Origin of the sequence: Vibrio sp. Vb1018 (genome assembly GCF_033338775.1) — a bacterium.
GTDB classification, from domain to species: Bacteria; Pseudomonadota; Gammaproteobacteria; order Enterobacterales; family Vibrionaceae; genus Vibrio; species Vibrio alginolyticus.
The window spans coordinates 77,001-102,348 of sequence record NZ_JAWOTI010000014.1 but is presented as its reverse complement, the minus strand read 5'-3'; the positions used below and the strand labels follow the sequence as shown (position 1 = coordinate 102,348).

The following is a 25,348-nucleotide window of genomic DNA, read 5'->3' as shown; positions in this document are numbered from 1 at the left end:
AAATTATTGACACCGGAGAGTATCATTCGTTGCCATCTCCCTTTCAAGACAAGATTTGCGATGAAGAACACACACAACATTCAAGAACGCCTAGAATACCTTAAACAACAACTCCCTTTAGAGATCACTCGCTCTGTCGCTGATACCTTAAAAGAAGATCTAGGTGGCAGTGTCGACGCAGATAACGACATTACTGCATCTTTGATCCCTGCCGATGCGGTTAATACCGCAACGATTATTACTCGTGAGCATGGTGTGTTCTGTGGTCAAGCATGGGCTGATGAAGTTTTTAAACAGCTCGGTGACAAGGTCAGTATTGAATGGCACGTAAAGGACGGCGATAAAGTCGAGCCTAACCAAACCCTTTGCACGCTGACAGGCCCTGCTCGTGACTTGTTGACTGGTGAACGTAACGCAATGAACTTCATCCAAACGCTGTCTGGCTGCGCAACAGTTACCGCAGAGTACGCTGAAAAAATCGCGCATACTGAGTGCCGTCTACTAGACACACGCAAAACCATTCCTGGTCTGCGTAGCGCACTAAAATACGCCGTGACCTGCGGTGGTGGCTTTAATCATCGCATCGGTGTGTTCGACGCTTACCTTATTAAAGAAAACCACATTATTGCTTGTGGTGGCATCACTCAAGCCATCCAAAAAGCGAAAGAGCTTAACCCAGGCAAACCGGTAGAAGTAGAAACGGAAAGCTTAGAAGAGTTGAAACAAGCGATAGAGGCTGGTGCCGACATCATCATGCTCGATAACTTCACAAAAGAAATGATGCGTGAAGCCGTAGCGATTAACGCAGGTCGTGCCGCTTTAGAGAACTCCGGCAACATTACGCTAGAGACCATCGCAGAATACGCAGAAACCGGTGTCGATTACATTTCGGTAGGCGCGTTGACTAAGCATCTAAAAGCGATGGATCTTTCGATGCGCTTCAAATAATAAAAGCAACACAATCTCAATTACTTCAACTAACTCAGTGAGTTGTGAGTAACTAATCATTTAAAAGGGCCAATTGGCCCTTTCTTTTTATCCACTAAAAAAAATAGTACTACTCGCAAAACTCTGCATGCGATATGCAACTTTTCACCAAAGAGTTTTATCTCACTCGAGAGCCCATCCCTTCCCCATTTTCAACCCACCTTAACTCTCCATAATCTTTCGCCAATGCAAGAGCATTATTAATTTTTAGGAAAGGGTTAAAAATGAAAAACAGTAAACAGAAAAAACAACAGGGTTTTACTCTGATTGAGTTAATGATTGTGGTGGCGGTAATTGGTGTTTTAGCTGCAATTGCAGTTCCACAATACCAAAAATATGTAGCTAAAAGTGAGGCAGCGTCTGCACTAGCATCCATCACTGGGCATAGAATAAATGTTGAAACTTATGTTGTTGAAAATGGCTCATTTCCAACAGCAGCCCAGCTACCAGTTCCGACTTCTCCACTTGGTGTAATTAGCTATACAGCTTCAGCTTCAGGAGCAAGTACGTCGTCAGGTGCAATAAAATTCACATTTAATAGCACCGGTGTAAGTCCAGACGTTATCAGTAAAGACGTTACTCTAGGGCGTGATGGAACAGGTCAATGGAACTGTACCTCTGGCATTACTGCTACAGGTGTAAAGCCTAAAGCATGCTCGTAAGAAGTTAAGCAGTGCTAACTAACCTCTCCACGGTTCTTCGCCAAAAAGGGTTACTGACTTTTTCCCAAGAAGAATCGTTAATAGAGCAAGTCAAAGCTTCTGGCATTTCGATGCCAGAGGCTTTACTCAGTTCTGGATTATTTACATCAAGCGAACTCGCTGAGCACTTAAGTTCTCTCTTTGGTTTAAATCAGCCCGAGTTATCTCAGTACGAGTATGCTTCGCTTTGTCAGCAACTTGGCCTTAGGGAATTAATCACGCGGCATAACGCACTCCCACTCCAGCGTACGTCTTCAACGTTATTATTAGCGGTTGCCGACCCCACCAACCAACAAGCAGAAGATGATTTTCGCTTTGCCACTGGTTTACAGATTGAATTGGTGTTGGCGGATTTTCGTCAACTCAGCGCGGCAATTCGACGCTTATATGGTCGTTCATTGAGTCATGAGAAGTCCGGGTTAAAAGAGATCAACCAAGAAGAGTTAGCCAATCTGGTTGATGTGGGCGCAGATGAAATCGACAACATTGAAGACTTGAGCCAAGATGAGTCTCCTGTTAGCCGTTACATCAACCAAATTCTGTTGGACGCTGTGCGCAAAGGCGCATCCGATATCCACTTTGAGCCTTATGAAAAGATGTACCGTGTGCGCCTACGCTGTGATGGCATCTTAATTGAAACACAGCAGCCACCAAGCCACTTAAGTCGCCGCTTATCCGCTCGTATCAAAATCCTCTCTAAACTTGATATTGCAGAGCGACGTTTACCACAAGATGGGCGTATTAAGCTCAAGTTGAATCAAGACACCGCAATTGATATGCGTGTATCCACGCTACCGACTCTATTCGGAGAGAAAATTGTACTACGACTGCTCGACAGCAGCTCTGCGTCATTGGATATCGACAAGCTTGGTTATAGCGAACAACAAAAACAATTGTACTTGGATGCGCTGCGTCGCCCACAAGGCATGATTCTGATGACAGGCCCAACCGGGAGCGGAAAAACCGTTTCTCTGTACACTGGGCTGAGTATCCTCAATAAGCCAGAAATCAACATTTCCACGGCAGAAGACCCAGTAGAAATTAACTTATCGGGCATTAACCAAGTTCAAGTTCAGCCTAAGATTGGTTTTGGTTTTGCCGAAGCCCTGCGCTCTTTCTTACGTCAAGACCCGGATGTGGTAATGGTCGGTGAGATTCGTGACTTAGACACTGCGGAAATCGCCATAAAAGCATCGCAAACCGGTCACTTAGTACTTTCAACCTTGCATACCAATTCTGCAGCTGAAACGGTGATTCGTTTATCAAACATGGGCGTAGAAAGCTTTAACTTGGCCTCCTCTCTTAGTTTGATTATTGCCCAGCGCTTAGCCCGTAAACTGTGCTCGGTCTGCAAGCAACCACAAGAGCTTACCGTTCAGTTGCAACATCTCAGTATTCAAGCAAGCGACAACATTTTTAAAGCCAATCCCGATGGATGCAATGAGTGTACCCATGGTTATTCCGGCCGAACGGGGATTTATGAAGTGATGCGCTTTGATGAATTTCTTTCCGAAGCGCTTATTAAAGGCGCCTCTGTACATGAACTAGAAAAACTCGCCATCGCAAATGGTATGAGCACGTTACAAATGTCGGGCATAGAAAAACTCAAACAAGGGATCACAAGTTTTAGTGAACTACAGCGCGTACTTTATTTTTAATCCTTTAATCAGCAGTCACATCCATGAAAAGCACTACACCACAACTTAAAAACTTCCGCTGGAAAGGCATCAACAGTTCAGGCAAAAAGACATCTGGGCAAACCCTCGCGATGACAGAAATTGAAGTACGCGAGCGTCTAGACGCACAGCACATCAAGATCAAGAAGTTAAAGAAAAGCAGTATCTCGTTTCTCACTAAACTCAGCCATCGCGTGAAAGGCAGAGACATCACGGTGTTTACCCGTCAGATTTCGACGATGTTGATAACCGGTGTGCCCTTGGTTCAGGCTTTAAAATTGGTATCAGAGAATCACAAAAAAGCAGAGATGAAATCCATTTTGATGAGCGTGACACGCGCCGTTGAAGCAGGGACGCCCATGTCAAAAGCCATGCGCACTGCAAGTGAACACTTTGACCCACTCTATACCGATCTTATCGCCACAGGTGAGCAATCCGGTAACTTAGCAGAAGTGTTCGAGCGCTTAGCCACCTACCGAGAAAAAAATGAACAACTCCGTGCGAAAGTGATCAAAGCACTGATCTACCCAGCCATGGTAGTGCTAGTAGCGTTAGGCGTGTCGTTTATCATGCTCACCAAAGTCATTCCCGAGTTTGAAAAAATGTTTGTTGGTTTTGGTGCTGACTTACCGTGGTTTACCAGGCAAGTATTAGATCTTTCCGCCTGGACACAAAACTGGAGTCCGTTTATCGCACTAGGCTCCATTAGTTTATTCATTTCGGCGAGAATCCTCTCTAAGCGTTCAGATTCTTTTCGCTTAATGCTCAACCGCTCTGTGCTTAAATTTCCTGTCCTGGGCCCTGTATTATCAAAAGCCGCTATCGCCAAATTTAGTCGAACACTCGCCACAAGCTTTACAGCGGGTATTCCAATTCTAACCAGTTTAAAAACCACATCAAAAACCTCAGGAAACTTACACTATCAACTCGCCATAGAAGAAGTTTACCGTGATACCGCCGCAGGTATGCCAATGTATGTTGCCATGCGTAACTGTAATGTGTTCCCTGAATTAGTGTTACAAATGGTCATGATCGGTGAAGAGTCTGGTCGACTTGACGATATGCTCAATAAAGTTGCAACGATCTACGAGTTTGAAGTCGACAACACCGTCGACAACCTTAGTAAAATTCTAGAGCCGCTAATTATCGTATTTTTAGGTATCGTTGTTGGCGGATTAGTGACAGCAATGTACTTGCCAATCTTTAACTTAATGAGTGTATTGGGCTAGAATGAGCTGTTAACTCCTTTAAAACAGCATCTTGCTGATTTCACTCATCGCTCAAGAGACAAATATGGAAGTATTCCAGTACTACCCTTGGCTATTCGTTGTGTTTGCCACCATCTTCGGTCTGATCGTGGGTAGCTTCCTCAATGTGGTTATTTATCGACTACCTAAAATCATGGAACTAGAATGGCGACGCGAATGTGCCGAGTCATTTCCTGAATACAAAATAGAACCTCCTAAAGAAGTGCTGACCTTGAGCGTCCCACGCTCCTCCTGCCAGAAATGCGCAACACCGATACGTATTCGCGACAACATTCCTGTGATTAGCTGGCTGCTTTTAAAAGGCAAATGTCACAACTGTCAGACAACCATTAGCACACGCTATCCACTGATTGAACTGCTCACTGCATTCTGCTCAGGCTTTGTCGCTTACCACTTTGGTTTTAGTTACTTTACCGTTGCCCTACTCTTTTTCACTTTTATCTTAATCGCTGCAACATTTATCGATCTCGATACTATGTTGTTACCTGACCAATTAACATTACCATTAACTTGGGCTGGCATTGCCTTAGCATTAGTCGAAATAAGTCCTGTTACTCTACAAGATTCTGTCATTGGTGCTATTGCTGGTTACCTATGTCTCTGGTCCGTTTACTGGGGCTTTAAGCTACTTACTGGTAAAGAAGGAATGGGATATGGTGATTTTAAACTACTAGCAGCACTAGGGGCTTGGCTAGGTTGGCAGTCACTGCCGATGATCATTCTACTTTCTTCTGTGGTTGGCATCGTATTTGGCATCATTCAACTACGCTTGCAAAAGCAGGGAATTGAAAAAGCTTTCCCTTTCGGTCCTTACTTAGCAATTGCTGGTTGGATAAGCTTAATTTGGGGCGAGCAGATTTTAAACTGGTACTTTACTTCAGTTCTAGGAGTGTAAATGGCTTTGGTTATTGGTTTAACAGGTGGTATCGCTAGTGGAAAAACAACCGTCGCGAATCTGTTCAAACAACAATTTAAAATCGATATCGTCGATGCCGACATTGTAGCAAGAGAAGTTGTCGAGCCAGGTACTCCCGGCCTAAACGCGATTATTGAACACTTTGGTCACGATATCGTTCGTGAAGACCAAACTTTAGATCGCGCAAAGCTGAGAGAAAAAATCTTTTCGAATTCAGATGAAAAAGCATGGCTCAACGCACTGTTGCACCCGATAATTCGTGAAAAGATGATCGAAGATTTGCAGCAAGTCACTTCAGAGTATGCGTTACTTGTGGTGCCGTTGCTCGTAGAAAACAAGCTAGATAGTTTGTGTGATCGCGTTCTTGTCGTCGATGTAGAACCGAATACACAGATATCTCGCACGATGAAACGAGACAATGTGAGTGAAGATCAAGTTCGCGCCATCCTTGCCTCTCAAGCATCAAGAGAGCAAAGGCTCGCGCTTGCAGACGATGTGGTTAAGAATAATCCAAGTGACCCTGATCTTTTGCTTCAAATCACAGATTTGCACGAAAAGTACCTAGCCATGTGTAAGAAAAATCTGCGAAAATAGGAACGAAACTCACAAAGGCTTATGTCGATGACCACGCACAAATTTGAACATCCGTTAAATGAGAAAACTCGTATTTATCTAAGAGTGGAGTCTCTGCTGCGTCAGGCTCACTTGGCCTCTGGGTTTAGCGAAAATCATCAGTATCAACTGTTTTTCCGTGCGTTATTCGATATGGTTGAGATCTTCGAACAAATCCAACTGAAAAGTGAACTGGCTAAAGATCTTGAGAAGCAGCGGCTGTCGTACCGCCATTGGCTCAATGTTGATGGTGTCGATCAAGACGCATTAAATACCCTACTACAAGAGATAGATGTCGTTCATAGCCAACTAATGGGTGCTGAACGTTTTGGCCAAGCATTAAAAGAAGATCGCTTCCTAAGCTCTATCCGTCAACGCTTTAATCTACCGGGTGGTTCATGCTGTTTTGATCTGCCAGCATTACACTACTGGCTTCATCTACCTATTGAACGTAAAAAGCGTGATGCACAACAGTGGCAAGCAAGCTTAAAGCCCTTATCTGATGCGCTTTCGTTATGGTTAAAGCTCACTAGAGAGACCGGACATTTCAAAGCTCAAATCGGTCGTGCAGGTTTCTTCCAAAGTGACGCTGATGAAGCCAACATTCTAAGACTTCACATCCCAATGGAATATGGCGTGTATCCTATGATTTCAGGCCATAAAAACCGCTTTGCGATCAAGTTCATGTCGTTTGAAAACGGTCAAGCGTGCACACAAGATATTGAATTTGAACTTGCTGTGTGCAGCTAAGACGACACTACGCCTCGCCTCCATAATCTAAAATTCAACGCTTTATTGCGCTTATATTTGATAAAATTTCGTAGCAGCAATAGCGCGTTGAATAAGCCATCTTTAATTCGTTTAGGTATACTACCCTTTAACACCAATTAGTAATGGGACGCTCAACTATGTCTAAAGTTACCATCGTTCAATGTCCACAATGTGGCGCCGACGTAGAATGGGGAGAACAAAGTCCTCATCGCCCTTTCTGCAGTAAACAATGCCAAATGATTGATTTTGGTGAATGGGCAGATGAAGAAAACACCATCCCAGGCGCACCCGATATGTCCGATAGTGATGGCTGGTCTGAAGATCAGTACTAAATTAAGACCTAGGGTAAAGGAAGATCCTAGGTTCCTTCTTGGGGAATCTGAATCACGCTCCTTCGTCGCTGTCCAGAATGACGAATTTTAACCGCGGTACCCTGTAATCTTTGGCTATCAATTCCCGTCATTCAGAGGAGCCATAGCGAAATCAAGAACCTACTCATAGCAAGAATACTGTTGGACAACTGAAACACTAGCATTCTCAGCGAGTAGATTTTTAACCACGCTCCTTCGTCGCTGTCCAGAATGACGAATTTCAACCGCGGTACCCTGTAATCTTTGGCTATCAATTCCCATCATTCAGAGGAGCTATAGCGACATTAAGAATCAACTAACAGCAAGGATGAAGCTAACAACGTAAACACTTGCATGCTCGACTAGTAGATTCTGAATCACGCTCCTCCGTCGCTATCCAGAATGACGATTTTTAACCACGGTACTCTATAATCTTTGACCATCATTTCCTGTCATTCCGAGGAGCCATAACGGCATCAGGAATCTACTCATAGCAAGGATGAAGCTAACAACTTAAACAATTGCATGCTCGACTAGTAGATTCTGAATCACGCTCCTTCGTCGCTGTTCAGAATGATGAATTTTAACCGCGGTGCCCTGTAATCTTTGGCCATCATTTCCCGTCATTCCGAGGAGCCATAGCGACATCAGGAATCTATTCACAGCAAGACAGAGGCGTGGAGTGTACGTCAGTGCAGGTCGGGTGAAAAGAAACGAGCAAGCTAATTACACAAATAAAAAAAACGGAGCCCTAAAAGGACTCCGTTTAAGATGAGAACGCTAGTTATAGCATTACTTCTTAGCAAGTTTCTCTTTGATACGAGCAGACTTACCAGAACGCTCACGTAGGTAGTACAACTTGGCACGACGTACTGCACCACGGCGTTTAACTTCGATGCTATCAACGATTGGAGAGTGTGTTTGGAACGTACGCTCAACACCTTCACCGTTAGAGATCTTACGTACAGTGAAAGCAGAGTGTAGACCACGGTTACGGATTGCGATTACAACGCCTTCGAAAGCCTGTAGACGCTCACGGTCACCTTCTTTTACCTTAACTTGAACTACAACAGTGTCACCTGGTGCAAATTTAGGTAGGTCTGATTTCATTTGCTCTTCTTCAAGAGCTTTGATGATGTTACTCATTTTTTAAATTCCTAGAATAAACTGATACTAAATAAATTAGGTTACTTTGCGTTATGTTCTTTAATGGCTTTATGCTCATTAACAAACTCAGCAAGTAATTGTTCCTGTTCGTCAGTCAGAGCTAGGTTTTCCAGGAGCTCTGGTCTTCTTAGCCAAGTACGGCCCAACGACTGCTTGAGTCGCCATTGACGAATGTCCTTGTGATTGCCTGACATCAGTACAGCTGGTACCTCTTTGTCATCCAATACTTCTGGACGCGTATAGTGAGGGCAATCTAACAAGCCATTTGCAAAAGAGTCTTCTTCTGCTGACGCGAAATCCCCTAGTACACCCGGAACAAACCGAGAGACAGAGTCGATTAACGTCATGGCTGGTATCTCACCACCCGTCATCACAAAATCACCAATCGACCATTCTTCGTCGACTTCAGATTGAATGATGCGCTCATCTACCCCTTCATAACGACCACAAATCAGAAGCAAGTTCTCATTCGTTGCCAGTTCTTCCACTCCTTTCTGGTCGAGCTTGCGACCTTGAGGAGAAAGGTAGATGACTTTCGTCTTGCCCGGTGAGGCTGCTTTCGCGGTATGAATGGCATCGCGCAAAGGCTGAACCATCATTAACATACCAGGGCCACCACCGTAAGGTCGGTCATCGACTGTGCGATGTTTGTCGTGAGTGAAATCTCTAGGATTCCAAGTCTCAATCGACAAAAGACCTTTTTTAACCGCTTGACCTGTTACTCCAAAATCAGTAACAGAACGGAACATTTCTGGAAAAAGGCTAATAACGCCAACCCACATGTTTATCTCGCTCTGTAATTTTGGAGATTAGAATCCAGGATCCCAGTCAACTTCGATCCGTTGAGCTTCGCGATCAACATTAATGATCACTTGCTCTTCAAGGAACGGGATTAATCGTTCCTTCTGCCCGAAAGCATCTTTAAGATTTGCTTTAACAACCAGAACATCGTTTGAGCCAGTTTCTAGCATGTCAGTAACAACACCTAGATCGTAACCTTTAGTGGTTACAACTTGCATCCCAAACAATTCGCGCCAGTAGAACTCATCTTCTGACAATTCAGGAAGTACCGCAGGGTCAATAGCAATTTCAAAGTTCGTCATTAGATGCGCGTCTTCACGAACATCCATGCCTTCCAGCTTAGCCACCATACCTTTGTTATGGCGCTTCCAGCTTTCTACTTTGTACTCAACCCACTTGCCCTTTTGGTTAATGTACCAAGGGCTGTAATCGAAAATGCTTTCAGCATTGTCTGTGTAGGAAAAAACCTTAAGCCAACCACGAATGCCGTAAGTAGCACCAAACTTGCCTACAACAATCTTTTCGTTGCTCATTGTTTCTTTACCTTTCATCGACATAAACTAGTTTCTACTTTTCAAGTAAAAAATTAAGCCGCTTTTTGAGCGTCTTTAACTAGCTTAGCAACACGGTCAGATACTGACGCGCCTTGACCAACCCAGTGGTTAACGCGGTCTAGGTCTAGACGTAGACCTTCTTCTTGACCTTTAGCAGTTGGGTTGAAGAAACCAACTTTCTCGATGAAACGGCCAGTTGCAGCGTTGCGGCTGTCCGCTACTACGATTTGATAAAATGGACGCTTTTTAGCGCCGTGACGTGCCAAACGAATGGTTACCATGTCGTCCTCTTTGCTTTCTCAAAAATAAAATTAACCCCAAAAACCATTCAAGAAATTAAACAGTTTGGGGTCTCGTGCCAAAATAAAGCTCCGGAATTTTACTCTTCTCCCGGAGCAATGCAAGGAGTTTAGTTACTTTTTCACCAACATAAATTGAATTTAAAGTTTGTGACGTACCTAACACCCTGAATCTATGCGTGATCGATTAATTAACGACCAAATGGGTTGAAGCCACCGCCACCCCCCATGCCGCCCATCATGCCTTGCATGTTGCGCATCATGCCTTTCATGCCACCTTTTTGCATCTTTTTCATCATTTTCTGCATTTGGGTGAACTGTTTTAGTAAGCGGTTTACATCTTGAACCTGCACACCAGAACCAGCCGCGATACGCTTCTTGCGCGAGCCCTTGATAATTTCTGGGCGTTGACGTTCTTTCATTGTCATGGAGCTGATGATCGCTTCCATCTGTTTGAACATCTTGTCATCGACTTTATCTTTCACATTGTCTGGTAGCTGGGACATTCCTGGAAGCTTATCCATCATCCCCATCATGCCGCCCATGTTTTGCATCTGGCCTAGCTGTTCACGGAAATCTTCAAGGTCGAAACCTTTCTTCTCTTTGAACTTCTTCGCTAACTTTTCTGCCTTTTCTTGGTCAACGTTGCGTTGTAGGTCTTCAATCAAAGACAGAACGTCACCCATGCCAAGAATACGTGAAGCAACACGATCTGGGTGGAACGGTTCTAGCGCGTCAGTTTTTTCACCGACACCCAAGAATTTGATTGGTTTGCCCGTGACATGGCGTACTGAAAGTGCCGCACCACCACGAGCATCACCATCAACCTTAGTTAGAACTACACCGGTAAGAGGTAGCGCATCGCCAAAGGCTTTTGCTGTATTTGCTGCGTCTTGACCCGTCATGGCGTCAACAACAAATAGCGTTTCTACTGGGTTGATAGCTGCGTGAAGATCTTTGATCTCCCCCATCATCTCTTCATCAATTGCCAAACGACCTGCGGTATCGACAATAAGTACGTCGTAGAATTTTTTCTTCGCATGGTCAATCGCTGCATTGGCGATATCAATAGGCTTTTGGTCTGGTGATGATGGGAAGAAGTCAACACCGATGTCTGATGCCAGTGTTTCAAGCTGCTTGATTGCCGCAGGACGGTAAACGTCGGCAGACACAACCAAAACTTTCTTCTTGTCACGTTCTTTTAGAAGCTTAGATAACTTACCTACCGATGTGGTTTTACCCGCACCTTGTAGACCTGCCATAAGAAGCACAGCAGGTGGTTGAGCGGCAAGGTTTAGCGCCTCATTCGACTCACCCATTACGGCTTCAAGTTCTGTTTGAACGATCTTGATAAATTCCTGACCTGGAGTCAGAGATTTAGAAACTTCTACGCCCACTGCTTTTTCTTTAACGCGGTTCACAAATTCACGAACGACCGGAAGCGCAACGTCAGCTTCAAGTAGAGCCATTCGGACTTCACGTAGGGTTTCTTTAATGTTGTCTTCGGTCAGACGACCTTTGCCACTGATATTTTTCAGCGTTTTGGATAATCGATCCGTTAAATTCTCAAACATCTTTGTCTCTTCGCTAAAATGGCGATTAATTAGTGTGAGTATACATTAGCCAAGGTCTGAGTCATACCCGTACCGCTGTCCTATTCTTGTCTCTATTTATATATGGTGCGGTAACTTATTAATTTCAATATCTCATCTCTCACGATTGATGTCGGATATAACGTAGCCCCAAAGTGTAATGCAAGGTATAATTTCTCCATCGTGCACAATAATATTTAGGATTCATGGATAGCTTAATAGCCATCGCGGCCGCCATACTTTATGTCTTGGCGATTGCGACCATCATACCCGGACTCTCACAACAGTCAGGAATCAAAGCAAAAACAGTGTTTGCTAGTGCTGCCTGTGCGCTTGTTTTTCATGCGTGGATTTTGAGTGATCTGATTTTTGATGGTTCAGGTCAAAACCTGAGTATTCTCAACGTGGCTTCTTTGATCAGTTTTATTATTTCTCTGGTCATGAGCCTTGCTATGTTGAAAAACCGACTGTGGTTTTTATTGCCTGTCGTTTATAGCTTTGCTGCCATCAATTTATCTGCTGCCACATTTTTGCCAAGCACGTTTATAAAGCACCTAGAGAATGACCCTAAGCTACTCATTCATATTTCATTTGCGCTCTTCTCATACGCGACTTTAACTATCGGGGCACTCTATGCGCTTCAGTTGGCTTGGCTGGATCACAAACTGAAAGCAAAAAAATCTTTGGCGATTAACCCAAACCTGCCGCCTCTATTAATGGTGGAGCGTCAACTCTTCAAAATTATTTTGATCGGTAACTTATTGTTAACTGCCACGCTCATTACTGGCTTTGTCTTTGTGCAGGATATGTTTGCCCAAGGTAAGGCACATAAGGGCATTCTTTCTTTCATCGCTTGGGTGGTGTACTCAATACTACTTTGGGGTCACTATCAAAAAGGCTGGCGTGGTAGAAAAGTCACATGGTTCGCTGTTGCAGGAGCAACACTGTTGACTCTGGCATATTTTGGCAGTCGCTTTGTAAAAGAAATCATCTTGAATTAAGGAGCTCTAGGGCTCCTATCCTTTATATTTTAGGCTAGATAAAATACAGTACGCCTTAACTCTTTGACTTAACGGACTTACTCAACCGTTATATAACCCAATACTTACAAGGAACAGCAACGTTTTGGACGACATCTCTACGGGTATCTTGTTTGCGCTACTCGCGTGTCTTATCGTCATATCAGGTTACTTTTCCGGTTCAGAAACAGGGATGATGTCTCTGAATCGTTATCGCTTAAAACACTTAGCCAAAAACGGGCATAAGGGTGCTAAGCGAGTCGAAAGACTATTAGACCGTCCAGATCGTTTGATTGGTCTTATTCTTATCGGCAACAACCTCGTTAATATTCTCGCGTCTGCTATCGCAACCATTATTGGTATGCGTTTGTATGGTGATTTAGGTGTCGCTATCGCAACCGGTGCACTAACTATGGTTGTATTGGTTTTTGCCGAGGTTACCCCTAAAACAATTGCAGCGCTTTACCCTGAACGTGTGTCCTACGCGAGCAGTATATTATTGACCATACTGATGAAGTTACTGTCGCCTTTAGTGATGCTTGTTAACTTTATTACGAATGGCTTTATCCGCTTACTTGGTGTAAGAGCGGATCACTCAGCAGAAGATCATCTTAGCTCCGATGAGCTGCGTACGGTGGTAAATGAAGCTGGCGGTTTGATCCCTCGCCGACACCAAGACATGCTAGTGTCTATTTTAGATCTTGAGCACGTCACCGTGAACGACATTATGGTCCCACGCAATGAAATTACCGGTATTGATATTAACGACGACTGGAAATCCATTGTTCGCCAGCTAACACACTCACCACATGGACGCATAGTTTTCTATCGTGACCAAATTGATGAAGTGGTTGGCATGCTGCGCTTGCGTGAAGCTTATCGTCTGATGTTGGAAAAGAACGAATTCAACAAAGAAACGCTATTACGTGCTGCTGATGAGGTCTATTACATCCCAGAAGGCACACCACTGAACGTGCAAATGTTGAAATTCCAACGCAACAAGCAACGTATCGGTCTGATCGTGGATGAGTACGGTGATATCATCGGTCTAATCACTCTTGAAGATATTCTGGAAGAGATCATTGGTGAGTTCACGACGTCAATTTCTCCAAGCCTCTCTGATGAAATCAGTCCTCAAGGTGACGGAAGCTTTCTTATTGAAGGCAGCACCAATATCCGAGATATCAACAAAGGCCTGAAATGGGATTTACCAACGGATGGCCCGAGAACGCTAAACGGGCTCATTTTAGAACACTTGGAAGATATTCCTGAGAGCCATCTAAGTGTGAGAGTAGCGGGTCACCCAATGGAACTTGTTGAGATTGAAGAGAACCGAATCAAGCTCGTTCGTGTTTATCCGAAGAAGAAAAAATCGACATCCAAATAACCAAAAGAAAAGCCTGACTCATGTCAGGCTTTTTACTTATTGGGGCAATATGCTTCTTAATGAGCACCTAGTCGATGCGCAACTCTTTTAACATCGACTCAGGCAAAGCAAGTTCATCATTTTTGTTCACCGAAACACCAGCATCCAAAATGTTCTTTGCGATCTGTTGTGCTTCTTTTAAAGAGTGCATTGCTGCCGTGCCGCATTGGTATTCGTTAAGTTCAGGGATCTTATTCTGACTTTCTACCTTCAGCACGTCTTCCATTGCTGCAATCCAAGCATCTGCGACTTGCTGCTCTGATGGTGTGCCAATCAGACTCATGTAAAAACCTGTGCGGCAACCCATAGGCGAAATATCGATGATCTCAACAGAATCACCGTTTAGGTGATTACGCATAAAGCCTGCATAAAGGTGCTCTAGGGTGTGAATACCTTTTTCAGAAAGAATGTCTTTGTTTGGCGCAGTAAAGCGTAAGTCGAAAACAGTAATCGTATCCCCTTTTGGGGTCTGCATGGTTTTCGCCACTCGCACTGCCGGTGCATTCATACGAGTGTGGTCCACGGTAAAACTATCGAGTAAAGGCATTACATCTCTCCTGATTGTAACTCCAGTACCTTTCGGTAATGGATAAATGTCATTCATCCCTACAGCACATGAACTGACTGTGGGCTAAAAGAACCAGCTGCTGTTGTCTTCTAATTCCTGACGACATTGCTTCAGCTGCCAGCCATAAGTTTTCGCTGTTTGTTCAACACGTCGAGCGACTTTGATTAAACTAGGCTTTCGATTATAAGTACCTCGCTTATACCCACCTCGCCCTTCATGATAAGTCAGATACTGGTTATAGGGATCCCATAATGAAATCCCTAGCTGACGCCGTGTTTCATGAGTATACCAACCGACAAACATCATAGAATCATCGAAGTTGGTACGAGAGCCACCCTGACCTGTGGCATCTTGGAAGTCTTCCCAAGCAGGGTCTTGAGCTTGAGCGTAACCATACGCACTGCTGACTCGTCCCCAAGGAATAAACCCTAGCAAATAATCTTTAGGTGGTTTTGCATCGTGCCGAAAGCTGCTTTCTTGTTTAATGATGGCCATAGCGACATGAATAGGGGTCCCCCATTCATCTTCCATATCTTTGGCATCATCGTACCAACCGGATTTCTCTCGGAATATCTCGCATAAGTTATTCTGCTGCTTTGGCGGTGCCGTAGCACAACCTGCAAGTAACACGCTTCCAAGTACCGCTACTACTGACGACTTAATGTTCAACCGCACCAATCCTTAGTTAGTCATTACTGCTTCAGGTAAGCAAAGTAATCTTCCAAAAAATCATCAAAAGAAAGCGTGTCACTCTGCTCTGCTTGCTTTTGTTTTTCCACGGACGACGCTACTTCCGTTTCCATCGTATCTTGTGAATAGTACTGATAACCGTGAGCTAGGTTTTCATCACGGTACTTCATACCAAGAGTACAACCAACTTTACCTAGCCCACCCAGCTCTTTCGTTAGCTCTAATAGTTGACCAGAGATCGTTAGTTCTGGGTTATCAATCCATGTCTCGAGTTGATTACACACATCTTGGTATGCACTGCCACCAGCGGTCATATCCATTTGCTGTGCTATTTGACGTAACTCGACGAAAACTCGGTGTGCCCAATCTTGTAGAGATAGACGCTCACCTTGGCAACCAATTTGCAGCATTAGACCTTTTTCACGGCCAGAAACAATGACTTTATTCCAGTTATCGCGCCAACACTCTAATTCACAGTTATCCATAGGGTCTGAGTCTGACAAGGCCGCCCAGGTAAGGAAGAGATCCAAGAATCGTACTTGCTCTTCATTTAAGCCCACTGCGCTGAATGGGTTAACATCTAGAGAACGAACTTCAATGTATTCGACACCACCGCGTCGTAACGCATCTGAAGGCTTCTCACCACTTTTCGATACACGTTTTGGACGAATCGGAGCGTACAGTTCATTCTCAATTTGTAAGATATTGGAATTAAGCTGGCGGTATTCACCATCCACTTTTACCCCAATTTTCGCAAACTCTTCTGATGGGTGGCGAATCGCATCACTCAAACCATCGAGGTATTGGTCAATGCTGTTAAAACCAATTTTCAGCACACTTTGAGCACTATTGGTATAGCCAAGATCGCTCAAACGCAAAGACGTCGACTTCGGCAAATATAATGTCCCGCCAATCTTCTCGAATGGCAGATCGGTTTCACGACCTTGAATAAAAGAGCCACATAACGCTGGTGATGCACCAAAGAAGTAGGGAATCATCCAGCCAAAGCGGTAGTAATTACGGATCAACGCAAAGTACGCATCAGACTTAGCATCTTGGCGGGCTTGTTCATCTTGCTCGCCATAGAGCGCATCCCAAAATGTTTCAGGAAACGAGAAGTTAAAATGGACACCTGAAATAATTTGCATCAGGCTGCCATAGCGACGCTTTAGGCCTTCTCGGTACAGCGTTTTCATTTTCGCTGCATTCGAAGAGCCATACTGGGCTAACTGAATATCATCCTCTGAGCCTACGTAGCAAGGCATTGATAGTGGCCACATTTTCTCTTCACCCATTTTGGTTTGAGTGAAATGATGGATATCTTTCAGCTGTGCCATCAGTTCTGGAATTTCATGTGACACAGGCGTAATGAACTCTAACAATGATTCCGAAAAATCCGTTGTGATCCATTGATTTGTGAACGCAGAGCCTAACCCTTCAGGATGAGGAGTTGTAGCTAGATGTCCATCCTGACGATAGCGCAAAGTTTCTCGCTCAACACCGCGTCCAAACTGCTTAAATACTTCGGGGTTTGATGCAACTTTTTTTAGTCGCGCAGCAAAATCAGTCAAAATGAGGTTCGCTTATATTGGGAGCAGGACACTTGTTACATAACACAAGTGTAAGCTAAGTTATTGATAGTTAATGCATCTAGATAAATAACCCACGAAAAGTTGCTTATCTAGATGAATAGCGGAGAAACGTTTCTCCGCTATTAAATGTGTACTCTATCGAATGATTTCAAGCTCTTCTACGTCTTTCCCCAACTTTTCTAATTGAGGACGCAACGATTTAGCATCACCAACGACGATAATTTGATAGTCATTTGGATCAAACCATTTCTGAGCCAGCGCATTCAACGTCTGCTTATCGACTTTTTCTACGATAGCGTTTCTTTGCTGCAAGTAATCATGATCGAGGTTGTACTTAAGAATATCACTGATGAGCTCCGCTTTTTGTGTTGGCGTTTCATATTTCAGTGCATCTTTTTGACCGACCGCTTGACGCATAAATTTCATCTCTTCATCAGTAATACCTGACTGCGAGTATTCATTTAGCTCATTTTCCATCTCAATGATCGAAGCAACCGTTGCATCCGCTCGTACTTGCGCGGTGAAAACCACCGAGCCTGTTTCTGGATTACCAGAGAAATATCCGTAAGCACCGTATGTGTAACCCTTGTCTTCACGTAGATTTTGGTTGATGCGGCTATTGAAGTTCCCAGCTAAGTTGAAGTTTGCCAGTTGGCTTAGGTAAAAATCGCCCGTTGCGTCGTAAGGCATACCTTGACGAACCATCATGACCACACTTTGCGGCGCTCCTGGTTTATCAACAAGATGGATCTTTTGCTCACCTAATGCAGCAATGCTTTGCGGTGCATACAATGGCGCAGCTTCATCTTGCCAGTTTTTCCAGAACGTCAGTTGCTGCTCAATTTCCTGTTTATTGATGTCACCAACAACGACGATTTGCGCACTTTGTGGCGTGTAATGCTTCGAGTAGAATTCACGGACATCATCCAACGTTAATGCACTGACACCTGCTTGCGTGCCGTCTTTTGGTCGAGCAAAAACCGAATCCCCATAGAGCACCTGGCGACTCGCTTGTGACGCCATCCAACTTGGATTTTGGTGCTCATATACCAGGCCTTCTAGCGCTTGCATTTTTACACGCTCGAAATCATCTTGATTAAATGCAGGAGACAGCAACATCTCTTCGACAATTTTTAACGTCGGCTCTAAGTTCTTTTCTAGAGCAGAAACACTGATGTTTGTTGTATAACCTGTGGCATTAACAGAGATAACACTACCCAGTTTATCAAGCTCAGCTTGAATCTCTTCGACACTGCGTTTCGTTGTACCTTCTTGCAACATCGCAGCGGTCAATTGGGCAAGACCTTCTTTACCCTTTTCAACAAAACGTGTCCCTGCAGGTAGACTAAATTGCATCATCACCGTCGGCGTTTCATCGCTAACTGCACCAAGCAGCTCTGAGCCATTCTTGAAATGTAACTCGTACAGCTCTGGCATCGTCGCTTTCACTGGTTCTCCTACTGGCGGTTGCACTGAGCGATCGAAGTTATCGGTCGCACGACGATACGCCAATTGGTCATCGGAAATCTTCTCATATTCTGGCAACGTACGCTTTGGTGTCACAAAGGTCGCAGGTTTTACGACAAGGTCTGTTTTTCCTTTTGGGACCACGCTTAGGGTCACTTTGTTCTTACCTTGGATAAAGTCCGTATACGCTTTTTCTACCGAAGTCGGCGTAACTGCACGGATTTGTTCAAGCTGTTGCTCAAGACGATCAGGATCGCCGAAAAATGTCTCGTTGGAAGCCAACTGAGTCACTTTACCTTTAACGCTTTCTAGCGCAAAAATAGCATCCGCTTCCGCTTTACCCTTCAACTGCTCAAGGCGATCTTCTGTCACGCCTTTTTCCGCAAACTGATTCAGTGATTGTAAAAGCTCGTCGTACAGTTTTGATAGGTCGCCTTTGTCTCCAGAATCGCCCATTGCGTAAACGTAAAAGTTACACGCCAGTTCAGCACAGTCATGGAATGAACCAGCATCGACCGCTTTTTGAGTCTTCACTAGGTCTTGATAGAGCACGCTGTTGGTACCGCCACCCAATACTTCTGATAACGTGTCGAGAGACGCTTGGCTTTCTTCGCCGTTGTAGGTTGTTGGCCACGCGATCATCACCATAGGTTGTTGAATACGATCTTCTAGAGTGATGTATTTATCTTCTTGCAGTTTTGCAGGTTGTTTCGGCGCATTTTCAACCTCAGGACCACGAGGAATCGAACCGAAGTACTTATTTACCCACTCTAGAGTTTGTTCAACGTCTAAGTCACCACCGATCGTGATAGTCGCATTGTTTGGGCCATACCAACGCAAGAAAAACGCTTTGAGGTCGTTCACATCAACACGATCAAGATCTTCAACATAACCAATGGTTTGCCACGAATACGGATGACCTTCAGGATATAGCGCTTCGGACATGCGCTCCCAAATTAAGCCATAAGGACGATTATCGTAACGCTGAGCTCGCTCATTTTTTACAGTCGAACGCTGAATTTCAAATTTGCGTTGAGAAACCGCATCCAACAAAAAGCCCATACGGTCAGACTCTAACCACAGCATTTTCTCGAGCTGGTTAGCAGGGACAGTTTCAAAGTAGTTAGTACGATCGCGGTTTGTTGTACCATTTAACGTGCCGCCAGCCTCTGTGATGATTCTGAAGTGCTCTTGGTCACCAACGTTCTCTGAACCTTGGAACATCATGTGCTCAAAGAAATGCGCAAAACCAGACTTACCCACTTCTTCACGAGCTGAACCAACATGGTAAGTCACATCCACATGGACCAATGGGTCAGAATCTTCAGGAGCTAAGATCACCGTTAAACCATTATCGAGTTTATACTTTTGGTATGGAATCTTAACTTTGCCTTCTTCAGCTTTCGATGACTCAACGAAAGTTACCCCTTTCGGCAGTGATGAAACTGGCGTATTTGATGCACAGCCCGTGATCACCAACAGTGAACACGCGCCAACCCAAAACATCTTCATGTACTTTCCTTAAAATAATCCGAGATAGATGGCCGCAAGTAAGCTATACCTAGCAGCCTTTCCTAAAAATATTAAAATCACGCAAGGCAGAAACTTCATTCTTAGCCACCCTGCGGCTAAACACAGCGGGTCTCCTATTACAGGTAACCAGCTAAAAAATAATCCCCAATAGCCATACTTAGAGAGCCACTTTAATGCGGTATGACCGTGCTTTTCCTCTTGTGCTTTGTTGGGAATCCACAAGCCAAGCCAATAATTTGTTAAGCCACCAAGCGTATTACCGATAGTAGCGACCATAACAATTGAAGAAACGGAGTATTGATTTAATGAGAGAGTGGCAACTAAGCCCGCTTCAGAACCACCAGGCAACAACGTGGCACTGAGAAAACCGGTCATGAAAAGCACCCATAATGCTGAATCTGAAAACCAAAGCGCTAAACTTTCAAAACTCGTGTTAAATGCTTCTAGCATGTCATATCAAGCAACACCTTGCCTCTGGTTCTTCCTGATTCGACCTGCTGGTGAGCACCAATGACATCACTCATAGGATAAACCTGTTGAATTTCAGTCTTCAGTAAGCCAACGCCGACCATATACAACAAGGTATCTAACTGCGCAGGGTCTGGTTCAACCAACATGCCACTAGCCTCAAAGCCTAGGAGTTTGGCTTTTTCACAAATCAGCTCAGCTGTGATGGTTGGAACGGTGATGACTCTCGCATTGTCTTTCAAGCATTTAAGCGCATCTAACGCAGCATCTCCGCCTACTAAATCAATCAAAACATCAACATCTTCCACACGTTCTGACACTGGTGCAAATTGATAGTTCACTGCATGAGCACCGAGCGTCGCAAGGTAGTCTAGATTTCGTTCACTGCAGGTTGTAAAGACTTCCGCTTTCGTCGCGATCGCAATTTGTACCGCGAGGTGTCCAACACCACCGGCTCCAGCGAGGATAAGTACGCGATCGTTTTCCGTCACATTAGCCTTACTGAGAGCTTGTGCCGCAGTTTGTCCCGCCAACGGTAATGCAGCAGCTGCCTCTAAAGTGACAGAGCTAGGAACATGACTTAACTCAGTTTCTGGAACACATATGTATTGGCTGTAACCACCGCCTCGAACTGGGAAACCAATAAATCCAGCCACCTCATCACCTTCATTAAAACGTGATGCCCCCTCTCCACAAGACATCACTTTTCCTGAGATGTCGTAACCTGGCACCCAAGGTAAATTGTCCTTATTCTGCGCTGCCGCCCAACCGAGCCCAGCTCGAGTTTTGACATCAATAGGATTTACGCCTGAAAAAGCGACTTTTACTAAGACTTCACCAGGCTGTGGTGATGGTGTAGAAGCATGTTGAATCGCGAGTACGTTGGCATCACCAAACTCAGTGATAACGATCTGTTTGTGTTCCATAAACCATTCCCTGCAAGAAAACAAAAAGGGATGCGAAAGCATCCCTTTGACTATAAACCATTTTGTTAACCTAAGTTAATCGTGATTTTGTAAATTGGTTGATCATTCCATTTTCAATAATGTCTAACCAACAAGTGCTAACAATATACCAGCCGCAACGGCTGAACCCAGCACACCAGCAACGTTTGGTCCCATCGCATGCATTAACAAAAAGTTTTGCGGGTTAGCTTGTAAACCAACTTTGTTTACGACTCGCGCGGCCATTGGTACCGCAGAAACGCCAGCCGCACCAATAAGTGGGTTGATGTCTTCTTTCGAGAACTTGTTAAGCAGTTTCGCCATCAGGACGCCCGCACCAGTACCGATACTAAATGCAACTGCGCCTAACCCCAAGATACCTAACGTTTCTAGGTTCAAGAACTGCTCAGCTTGCAGCTTAGAACCAACACCAAGACCTAAAAAGATAGTCACTATGTTGATCAATTCATTTTGAGCAGTTTTCGATAAACGATCGACCACACCAGCTTCACGCATCAAGTTACCCAAACAGAACATACCAACCAATGGCGTAGCTGAAGGTAAGAACAGAATCGTCATCAGTAATACAGCAAGCGGGAAGATGACTTTCTCCCATTTACCAACATGACGAAGCTGAGCCATCTTGATTTGACGCTCTTCCTTGGTTGTCAGTGCTTTCATGATTGGTGGCTGGATGATCGGCACCAATGCCATATAGCTGTATGCCGCGACTGCAATCGCACCTAGCAGATCTGGAGAGAGCTTACTCGCTAAGAAAATCGCTGTTGGCCCATCAGCCCCACCGATGATCGCGATAGACGATGCATCCGCCATGGAAAACTCCATGCCAGGTACATAGTTGAGTAAAATAGCGCCAAACAGTGTTGCAAAAATACCAAACTGCGCAGCCGCACCTAACCACAACGTTTTTGGGTTTGCGATCAAAGCACCAAAGTCGGTCATCGCGCCCACACCCATGAAGATCAATAGCGGGAACACACCCGATTCAATCCCAATGTAGTAAACGTAGTAGAGCAAGCCACCAGGCTCAGTAAAGCCAGCATTTGGAATATTCGCCAAAATAGCACCGAAACCAATCGGCAATAACAGTAAAGGTTCAAATCCTTTTTTAATTGCCAAAAACAGCAAGGTACAACCAACCAGCATCATACAGATTTGGCCGAACTCGAAGTTAGCGATCCCTGTTTCTGCCCAAAGGGTTAACAATCCGTCCATGATACTCCCTTACGCCAGGCTCAACAGAGGCGCACCTACTGTGACAGCATCGCCTTCTTTAACGTTCAGCTCTTGAACCACACCACCACGCGCCGCTCGTACTTCAGTTTCCATTTTCATCGCTTCAAGGATGAGCAATACATCGCCTTCAGCTACCTCAGCACCAGGTTGAACATTCACTTTGAAGATGTTACCTGCAAGAGGAGCAGGTACCGCTTCTGCTGAAGCATTAGAAGGTGCGCTAGGTGTAGCCGATTTTGCCGGTGCATTAGAAGGAGCAACAGATGTCAGTTCACCTTGAGGGCCAACTTCCACCTCATACACCTGCCCGTCAACACGTACACTATAAGTTTCTACACCACCAGTTGCTGGTTGAGCTACAGGTACAGCAGGCTTCGCAGCTTCTAGCGTTGGTGCAGGCTCAAATGCTTCTGGGTTTTCACGATTCTTAAGGAACTTAAGCCCAACTTGAGGGAAAAGTGCATAAGTGAGTACGTCATCAACACGCTCACTTGCTAGCTTAATGCCTTCTGATTTCGCTTTCTCCATCAGATCAACCGTAAGCGTCTCCATTTCAGGCTCAAGTAAATCGGCAGGACGACAGGTAATTGGCTCTTTACCATCAAGCACTTTCGCTTGCAGTTCTGCATTTAACTCGGCTGGCGCTTGACCGTACTCACCTTTCAATAGGCCAGCGGTTTCCTTGGTAATACTCTTATAGCGCTCGCCAGTAAGAACGTTAATCACCGCTTGCGTACCGACGATCTGTGAAGTTGGAGTCACCAATGGAATGAAACCAAGATCTTCACGTACACGAGGGATCTCTTCTAATACTTCATCAATGCGATCCGCAGCGCCCTGCTCTTTCAACTGGCCTTCCATATTGGTCAGCATACCACCAGGCACTTGAGCAATCAGGATGCGTGAATCGACTCCTTTTAACTGGCCTTCCCACTTCGCATACTTCTTACGTACCTCACGGAAATATGCGGCGATATGTTCCAGTTGCTCGAGTTTCAAATTGGTATCTCGCTCGGTGCCTTCTAGCATAGCGACTACCGTTTCAGTCGGTGTATGACCGTAAGTACAACTCATTGAAGAAATCGCAGTATCGAGAATATCAATACCGGCTTCTACTGCTTTTACCGCTGTTGCTGTAGACAGCCCCGTTGTTGCATGACAATGAAGTGCCAATGGCACATCACAAGACGCTTTGATACGCGTGATAAGCTCTTCCGCTTCATATGGCTTAAGTAAGCCAGACATATCTTTAATACACAGCGAGTGGCAACCTAAATCCTCTAGGCGTTTTGCCAAGTCAACCCAAGTGTCTGCGTTATGCACTGGGCTCGTTGTGTAAGACAACGTACCTTGAGCATGCGCACCAACATCAACCGTTGCTTTCACGGCTTTCTGGAAGTTTCGCACGTCATTCATTGCATCAAAAATACGGAATACATCCATGCCGTTAGCATGCGCGCGTTCAACAAACTTCTCTACTACATCGTCGGCATAATGGCGGTATCCTAAAAGGTTTTGACCACGCAGTAGCATTTGCATTGGTGTATTAGGCATCGCTTTTTTTAGTTCACGTAAACGCTCCCAAGGGTCTTCCCCTAAGAATCGAATACAAGAATCAAATGTTGCACCACCCCAAGTCTCTAGAGACCAGTAACCAACCTTATCCAACTCAGCTGCGATAGGCAGCATATCCTCAATACGCATACGCGTAGCAAATAGTGATTGATGGGCATCACGAAGGACCACATCAGTAATAGCTAGTGGTTTAGACATGCTCTTAAACTCCTTTTTAATCCTAGTTCGGCTACTTCGCGAATGAGGCGCGATGTTTATGAATCGCAGCCGAGATCGCCGCCACTACTTGTGGACTAACAGCTGAAGAGGTTGATTGAATATTAGTGTTTGTTTTTGGTGCTACGATCGGCTCTGGTACTTCTTCTGGTACCAATTTCGACATTAACCGAACGAGATAAACAAGAATAGTGAGGAAAATAAATACGACCGCCATCCCCGTTAGCATCAGGGTGGCCGCATCTACTAGCAGGCTTCCTATATTAGTCATGTTGCTTCCTTTCTTTGTCATCCTGACAACGTGCAGGACTTTAATAGTGTCAAATCCCGACCCATGGATTATCTCGATTGGTTAAATTTTGTCAATTTTGTTTAAGGAAGGTTTGTAGTAATCCTGATAAATGATTATTTATTCACTACCCAGATCACAGTTCATGACAAAATAATCACTTCAAATCGCTATCACCTTACGAACAGAGTAAAGGAGGACATAAATAAAAACTGCGATTTAGATTTCAAAATCAAATCGGGACTCACGCAGTAAAAACCAACAAAAACAAAAAGATGAACAAAATTAACAATCAATAAACAAATAACAAACAAAGTAACTACATGAGAGTAATTGAAATGAAAAATGGAAGTCAGTGTATAGGAGGGATAATCAGGATGATTTCACACGATGCGACAGAAGCTTGATAGCAAATTGCTTAGATACGCACATATTCGCTTTTAAAAAAGAGGAACATAGGCTCTAGTGATCCTACGCCATACTCCAGATGTCTAGATACAAAAAAGCCTCGCAATTGCGAGGCTTTTTCAATGAGTGGCGCGTCCTGGAGGATTCGAACCTCCGACCGCCTGGTTCGTAGCCAGGTACTCTATCCAGCTGAGCTAAGGAC

24 protein-coding genes are annotated in these 25,348 nt (G+C 44.6%); 10 read left to right on the top strand and 14 right to left on the bottom strand.

Annotation, left to right across the window (positions count from 1 at the left end; translation table 11 throughout):
* Nucleotides 1–60 precede the first annotated feature (60 nt).
* From nadC to yacG, 8 genes are all read left to right on the top strand, one after another.
* Nucleotides 61–948, top strand: a complete 888-nt coding sequence (nadC, locus tag R7Z10_RS15540) for a carboxylating nicotinate-nucleotide diphosphorylase (protein WP_206970627.1) — start codon at nt 61–63, stop codon at nt 946–948.
* Between the two features lie 263 nt (nt 949–1,211).
* A complete protein-coding gene (locus R7Z10_RS15535; RefSeq protein ID WP_203346929.1) occupies nt 1,212–1,649 on the top strand; it encodes a pilin in 438 nt (145 codons plus the stop codon).
* Nucleotides 1,650–1,660: 11 nt separating this feature from the next.
* The gene (pilB, locus tag R7Z10_RS15530; RefSeq protein WP_318105226.1) at nt 1,661–3,346 is read left to right on the top strand and encodes a type IV-A pilus assembly ATPase PilB; all 1,686 of its coding nucleotides are present in this window, start codon (nt 1,661–1,663) and stop codon (nt 3,344–3,346) included.
* A 23-nt stretch (nt 3,347–3,369) separates the two neighbouring features.
* Nucleotides 3,370–4,593, top strand: coding sequence for a type II secretion system F family protein (locus tag R7Z10_RS15525; RefSeq protein WP_017635918.1), 1,224 nt, complete (start codon nt 3,370–3,372; stop codon nt 4,591–4,593).
* Nucleotides 4,594–4,657: 64 nt separating this feature from the next.
* Nucleotides 4,658–5,527 (top strand): A24 family peptidase, encoded by an 870-nt coding sequence (locus tag R7Z10_RS15520; RefSeq protein WP_025768182.1) that lies wholly within the window; start codon nt 4,658–4,660, stop codon nt 5,525–5,527.
* Nucleotides 5,528–6,142 (top strand): dephospho-CoA kinase, encoded by a 615-nt coding sequence (coaE, locus tag R7Z10_RS15515; RefSeq protein ID WP_017635920.1) that lies wholly within the window; start codon nt 5,528–5,530, stop codon nt 6,140–6,142.
* A gap of 27 nt (nt 6,143–6,169) precedes the next feature.
* Nucleotides 6,170–6,910 (top strand): cell division protein ZapD, encoded by a 741-nt coding sequence (zapD, locus tag R7Z10_RS15510; protein WP_005373086.1) that lies wholly within the window; start codon nt 6,170–6,172, stop codon nt 6,908–6,910.
* Between the two features lie 158 nt (nt 6,911–7,068).
* The gene (gene yacG / locus R7Z10_RS15505) at nt 7,069–7,263 is read left to right on the top strand and encodes a DNA gyrase inhibitor YacG (RefSeq protein ID WP_017635922.1); all 195 of its coding nucleotides are present in this window, start codon (nt 7,069–7,071) and stop codon (nt 7,261–7,263) included.
* A gap of 810 nt (nt 7,264–8,073) precedes the next feature.
* Here the strand turns inward: yacG and rplS are convergent.
* From rplS to ffh, 5 genes are all read right to left on the bottom strand, one after another.
* Nucleotides 8,074–8,427 carry a 50S ribosomal protein L19 gene (rplS, locus tag R7Z10_RS15500; protein ID WP_005379971.1) on the bottom strand — a complete coding sequence of 118 codons (354 nt, stop codon included), beginning with the start codon at nt 8,425–8,427 and terminating at the stop codon, nt 8,074–8,076.
* A 41-nt stretch (nt 8,428–8,468) separates the two neighbouring features.
* Nucleotides 8,469–9,230 (bottom strand): tRNA (guanosine(37)-N1)-methyltransferase TrmD, encoded by a 762-nt coding sequence (gene trmD / locus R7Z10_RS15495; protein ID WP_005385420.1) that lies wholly within the window; start codon nt 9,228–9,230, stop codon nt 8,469–8,471.
* Between the two features lie 27 nt (nt 9,231–9,257).
* Nucleotides 9,258–9,806, bottom strand: coding sequence for a ribosome maturation factor RimM (rimM, locus tag R7Z10_RS15490; RefSeq protein WP_005379964.1), 549 nt, complete (start codon nt 9,804–9,806; stop codon nt 9,258–9,260).
* A 29-nt stretch (nt 9,807–9,835) separates the two neighbouring features.
* On the bottom strand, nt 9,836–10,084 hold the full coding sequence (gene rpsP, locus R7Z10_RS15485; protein WP_005379962.1) for a 30S ribosomal protein S16: 249 nt from the start codon (nt 10,082–10,084) through the stop codon (nt 9,836–9,838).
* Between the two features lie 209 nt (nt 10,085–10,293).
* On the bottom strand, nt 10,294–11,676 hold the full coding sequence (gene ffh / locus R7Z10_RS15480; protein WP_005385423.1) for a signal recognition particle protein: 1,383 nt from the start codon (nt 11,674–11,676) through the stop codon (nt 10,294–10,296).
* Nucleotides 11,677–11,900: 224 nt separating this feature from the next.
* Here ffh and R7Z10_RS15475 point away from each other — a divergent pair, with 224 nt between their 5' ends.
* Entirely contained in the window at nt 11,901–12,695 is a 795-nt protein-coding gene (locus R7Z10_RS15475; RefSeq protein ID WP_005379950.1) for an inner membrane protein YpjD, read from the top strand.
* Between the two features lie 124 nt (nt 12,696–12,819).
* A complete protein-coding gene (locus R7Z10_RS15470; protein WP_005379948.1) occupies nt 12,820–14,100 on the top strand; it encodes an HlyC/CorC family transporter in 1,281 nt (426 codons plus the stop codon).
* Between the two features lie 67 nt (nt 14,101–14,167).
* Here R7Z10_RS15470 and luxS read toward each other — a convergent pair whose 3' ends face one another.
* The 9 genes from luxS to R7Z10_RS15425 all read right to left on the bottom strand — a co-directional run bounded on the left by luxS (nt 14,168) and on the right by R7Z10_RS15425 (nt 24,720).
* Entirely contained in the window at nt 14,168–14,686 is a 519-nt protein-coding gene (luxS, locus tag R7Z10_RS15465; RefSeq protein WP_017820391.1) for an S-ribosylhomocysteine lyase, read from the bottom strand.
* 84 nt (nt 14,687–14,770) lie between these two features.
* On the bottom strand, nt 14,771–15,376 hold the full coding sequence (locus R7Z10_RS15460; protein WP_318105224.1) for a hypothetical protein: 606 nt from the start codon (nt 15,374–15,376) through the stop codon (nt 14,771–14,773).
* A 23-nt stretch (nt 15,377–15,399) separates the two neighbouring features.
* Nucleotides 15,400–16,968, bottom strand: coding sequence for a glutamate--cysteine ligase (gene gshA, locus R7Z10_RS15455; protein WP_005385430.1), 1,569 nt, complete (start codon nt 16,966–16,968; stop codon nt 15,400–15,402).
* Nucleotides 16,969–17,124: 156 nt separating this feature from the next.
* Nucleotides 17,125–19,968, bottom strand: a complete 2,844-nt coding sequence (locus R7Z10_RS15450; protein ID WP_017820389.1) for a pitrilysin family protein — start codon at nt 19,966–19,968, stop codon at nt 17,125–17,127.
* A gap of 9 nt (nt 19,969–19,977) precedes the next feature.
* Nucleotides 19,978–20,439: a YqaA family protein gene (locus tag R7Z10_RS15445; RefSeq protein ID WP_005379938.1), complete on the bottom strand. Its 462-nt coding sequence runs from the start codon at nt 20,437–20,439 to the stop codon at nt 19,978–19,980.
* Entirely contained in the window at nt 20,433–21,383 is a 951-nt protein-coding gene (locus R7Z10_RS15440) for an NADP-dependent oxidoreductase (RefSeq protein ID WP_005385434.1), read from the bottom strand. Before R7Z10_RS15440 ends, R7Z10_RS15445 begins: the two co-directional genes overlap by 7 nt.
* A 123-nt stretch (nt 21,384–21,506) precedes the next feature.
* Nucleotides 21,507–22,637 carry a sodium ion-translocating decarboxylase subunit beta gene (locus tag R7Z10_RS15435; RefSeq protein WP_005379935.1) on the bottom strand — a complete coding sequence of 377 codons (1,131 nt, stop codon included), beginning with the start codon at nt 22,635–22,637 and terminating at the stop codon, nt 21,507–21,509.
* 9 nt (nt 22,638–22,646) lie between these two features.
* Nucleotides 22,647–24,431 carry a sodium-extruding oxaloacetate decarboxylase subunit alpha gene (gene oadA, locus R7Z10_RS15430; RefSeq protein WP_318105222.1) on the bottom strand — a complete coding sequence of 595 codons (1,785 nt, stop codon included), beginning with the start codon at nt 24,429–24,431 and terminating at the stop codon, nt 22,647–22,649.
* A 31-nt stretch (nt 24,432–24,462) separates the two neighbouring features.
* Nucleotides 24,463–24,720, bottom strand: coding sequence for an oxaloacetate decarboxylase subunit gamma (locus R7Z10_RS15425; RefSeq protein WP_054579070.1), 258 nt, complete (start codon nt 24,718–24,720; stop codon nt 24,463–24,465).
* Nucleotides 24,721–25,348: the final 628 nt, after the last annotated feature.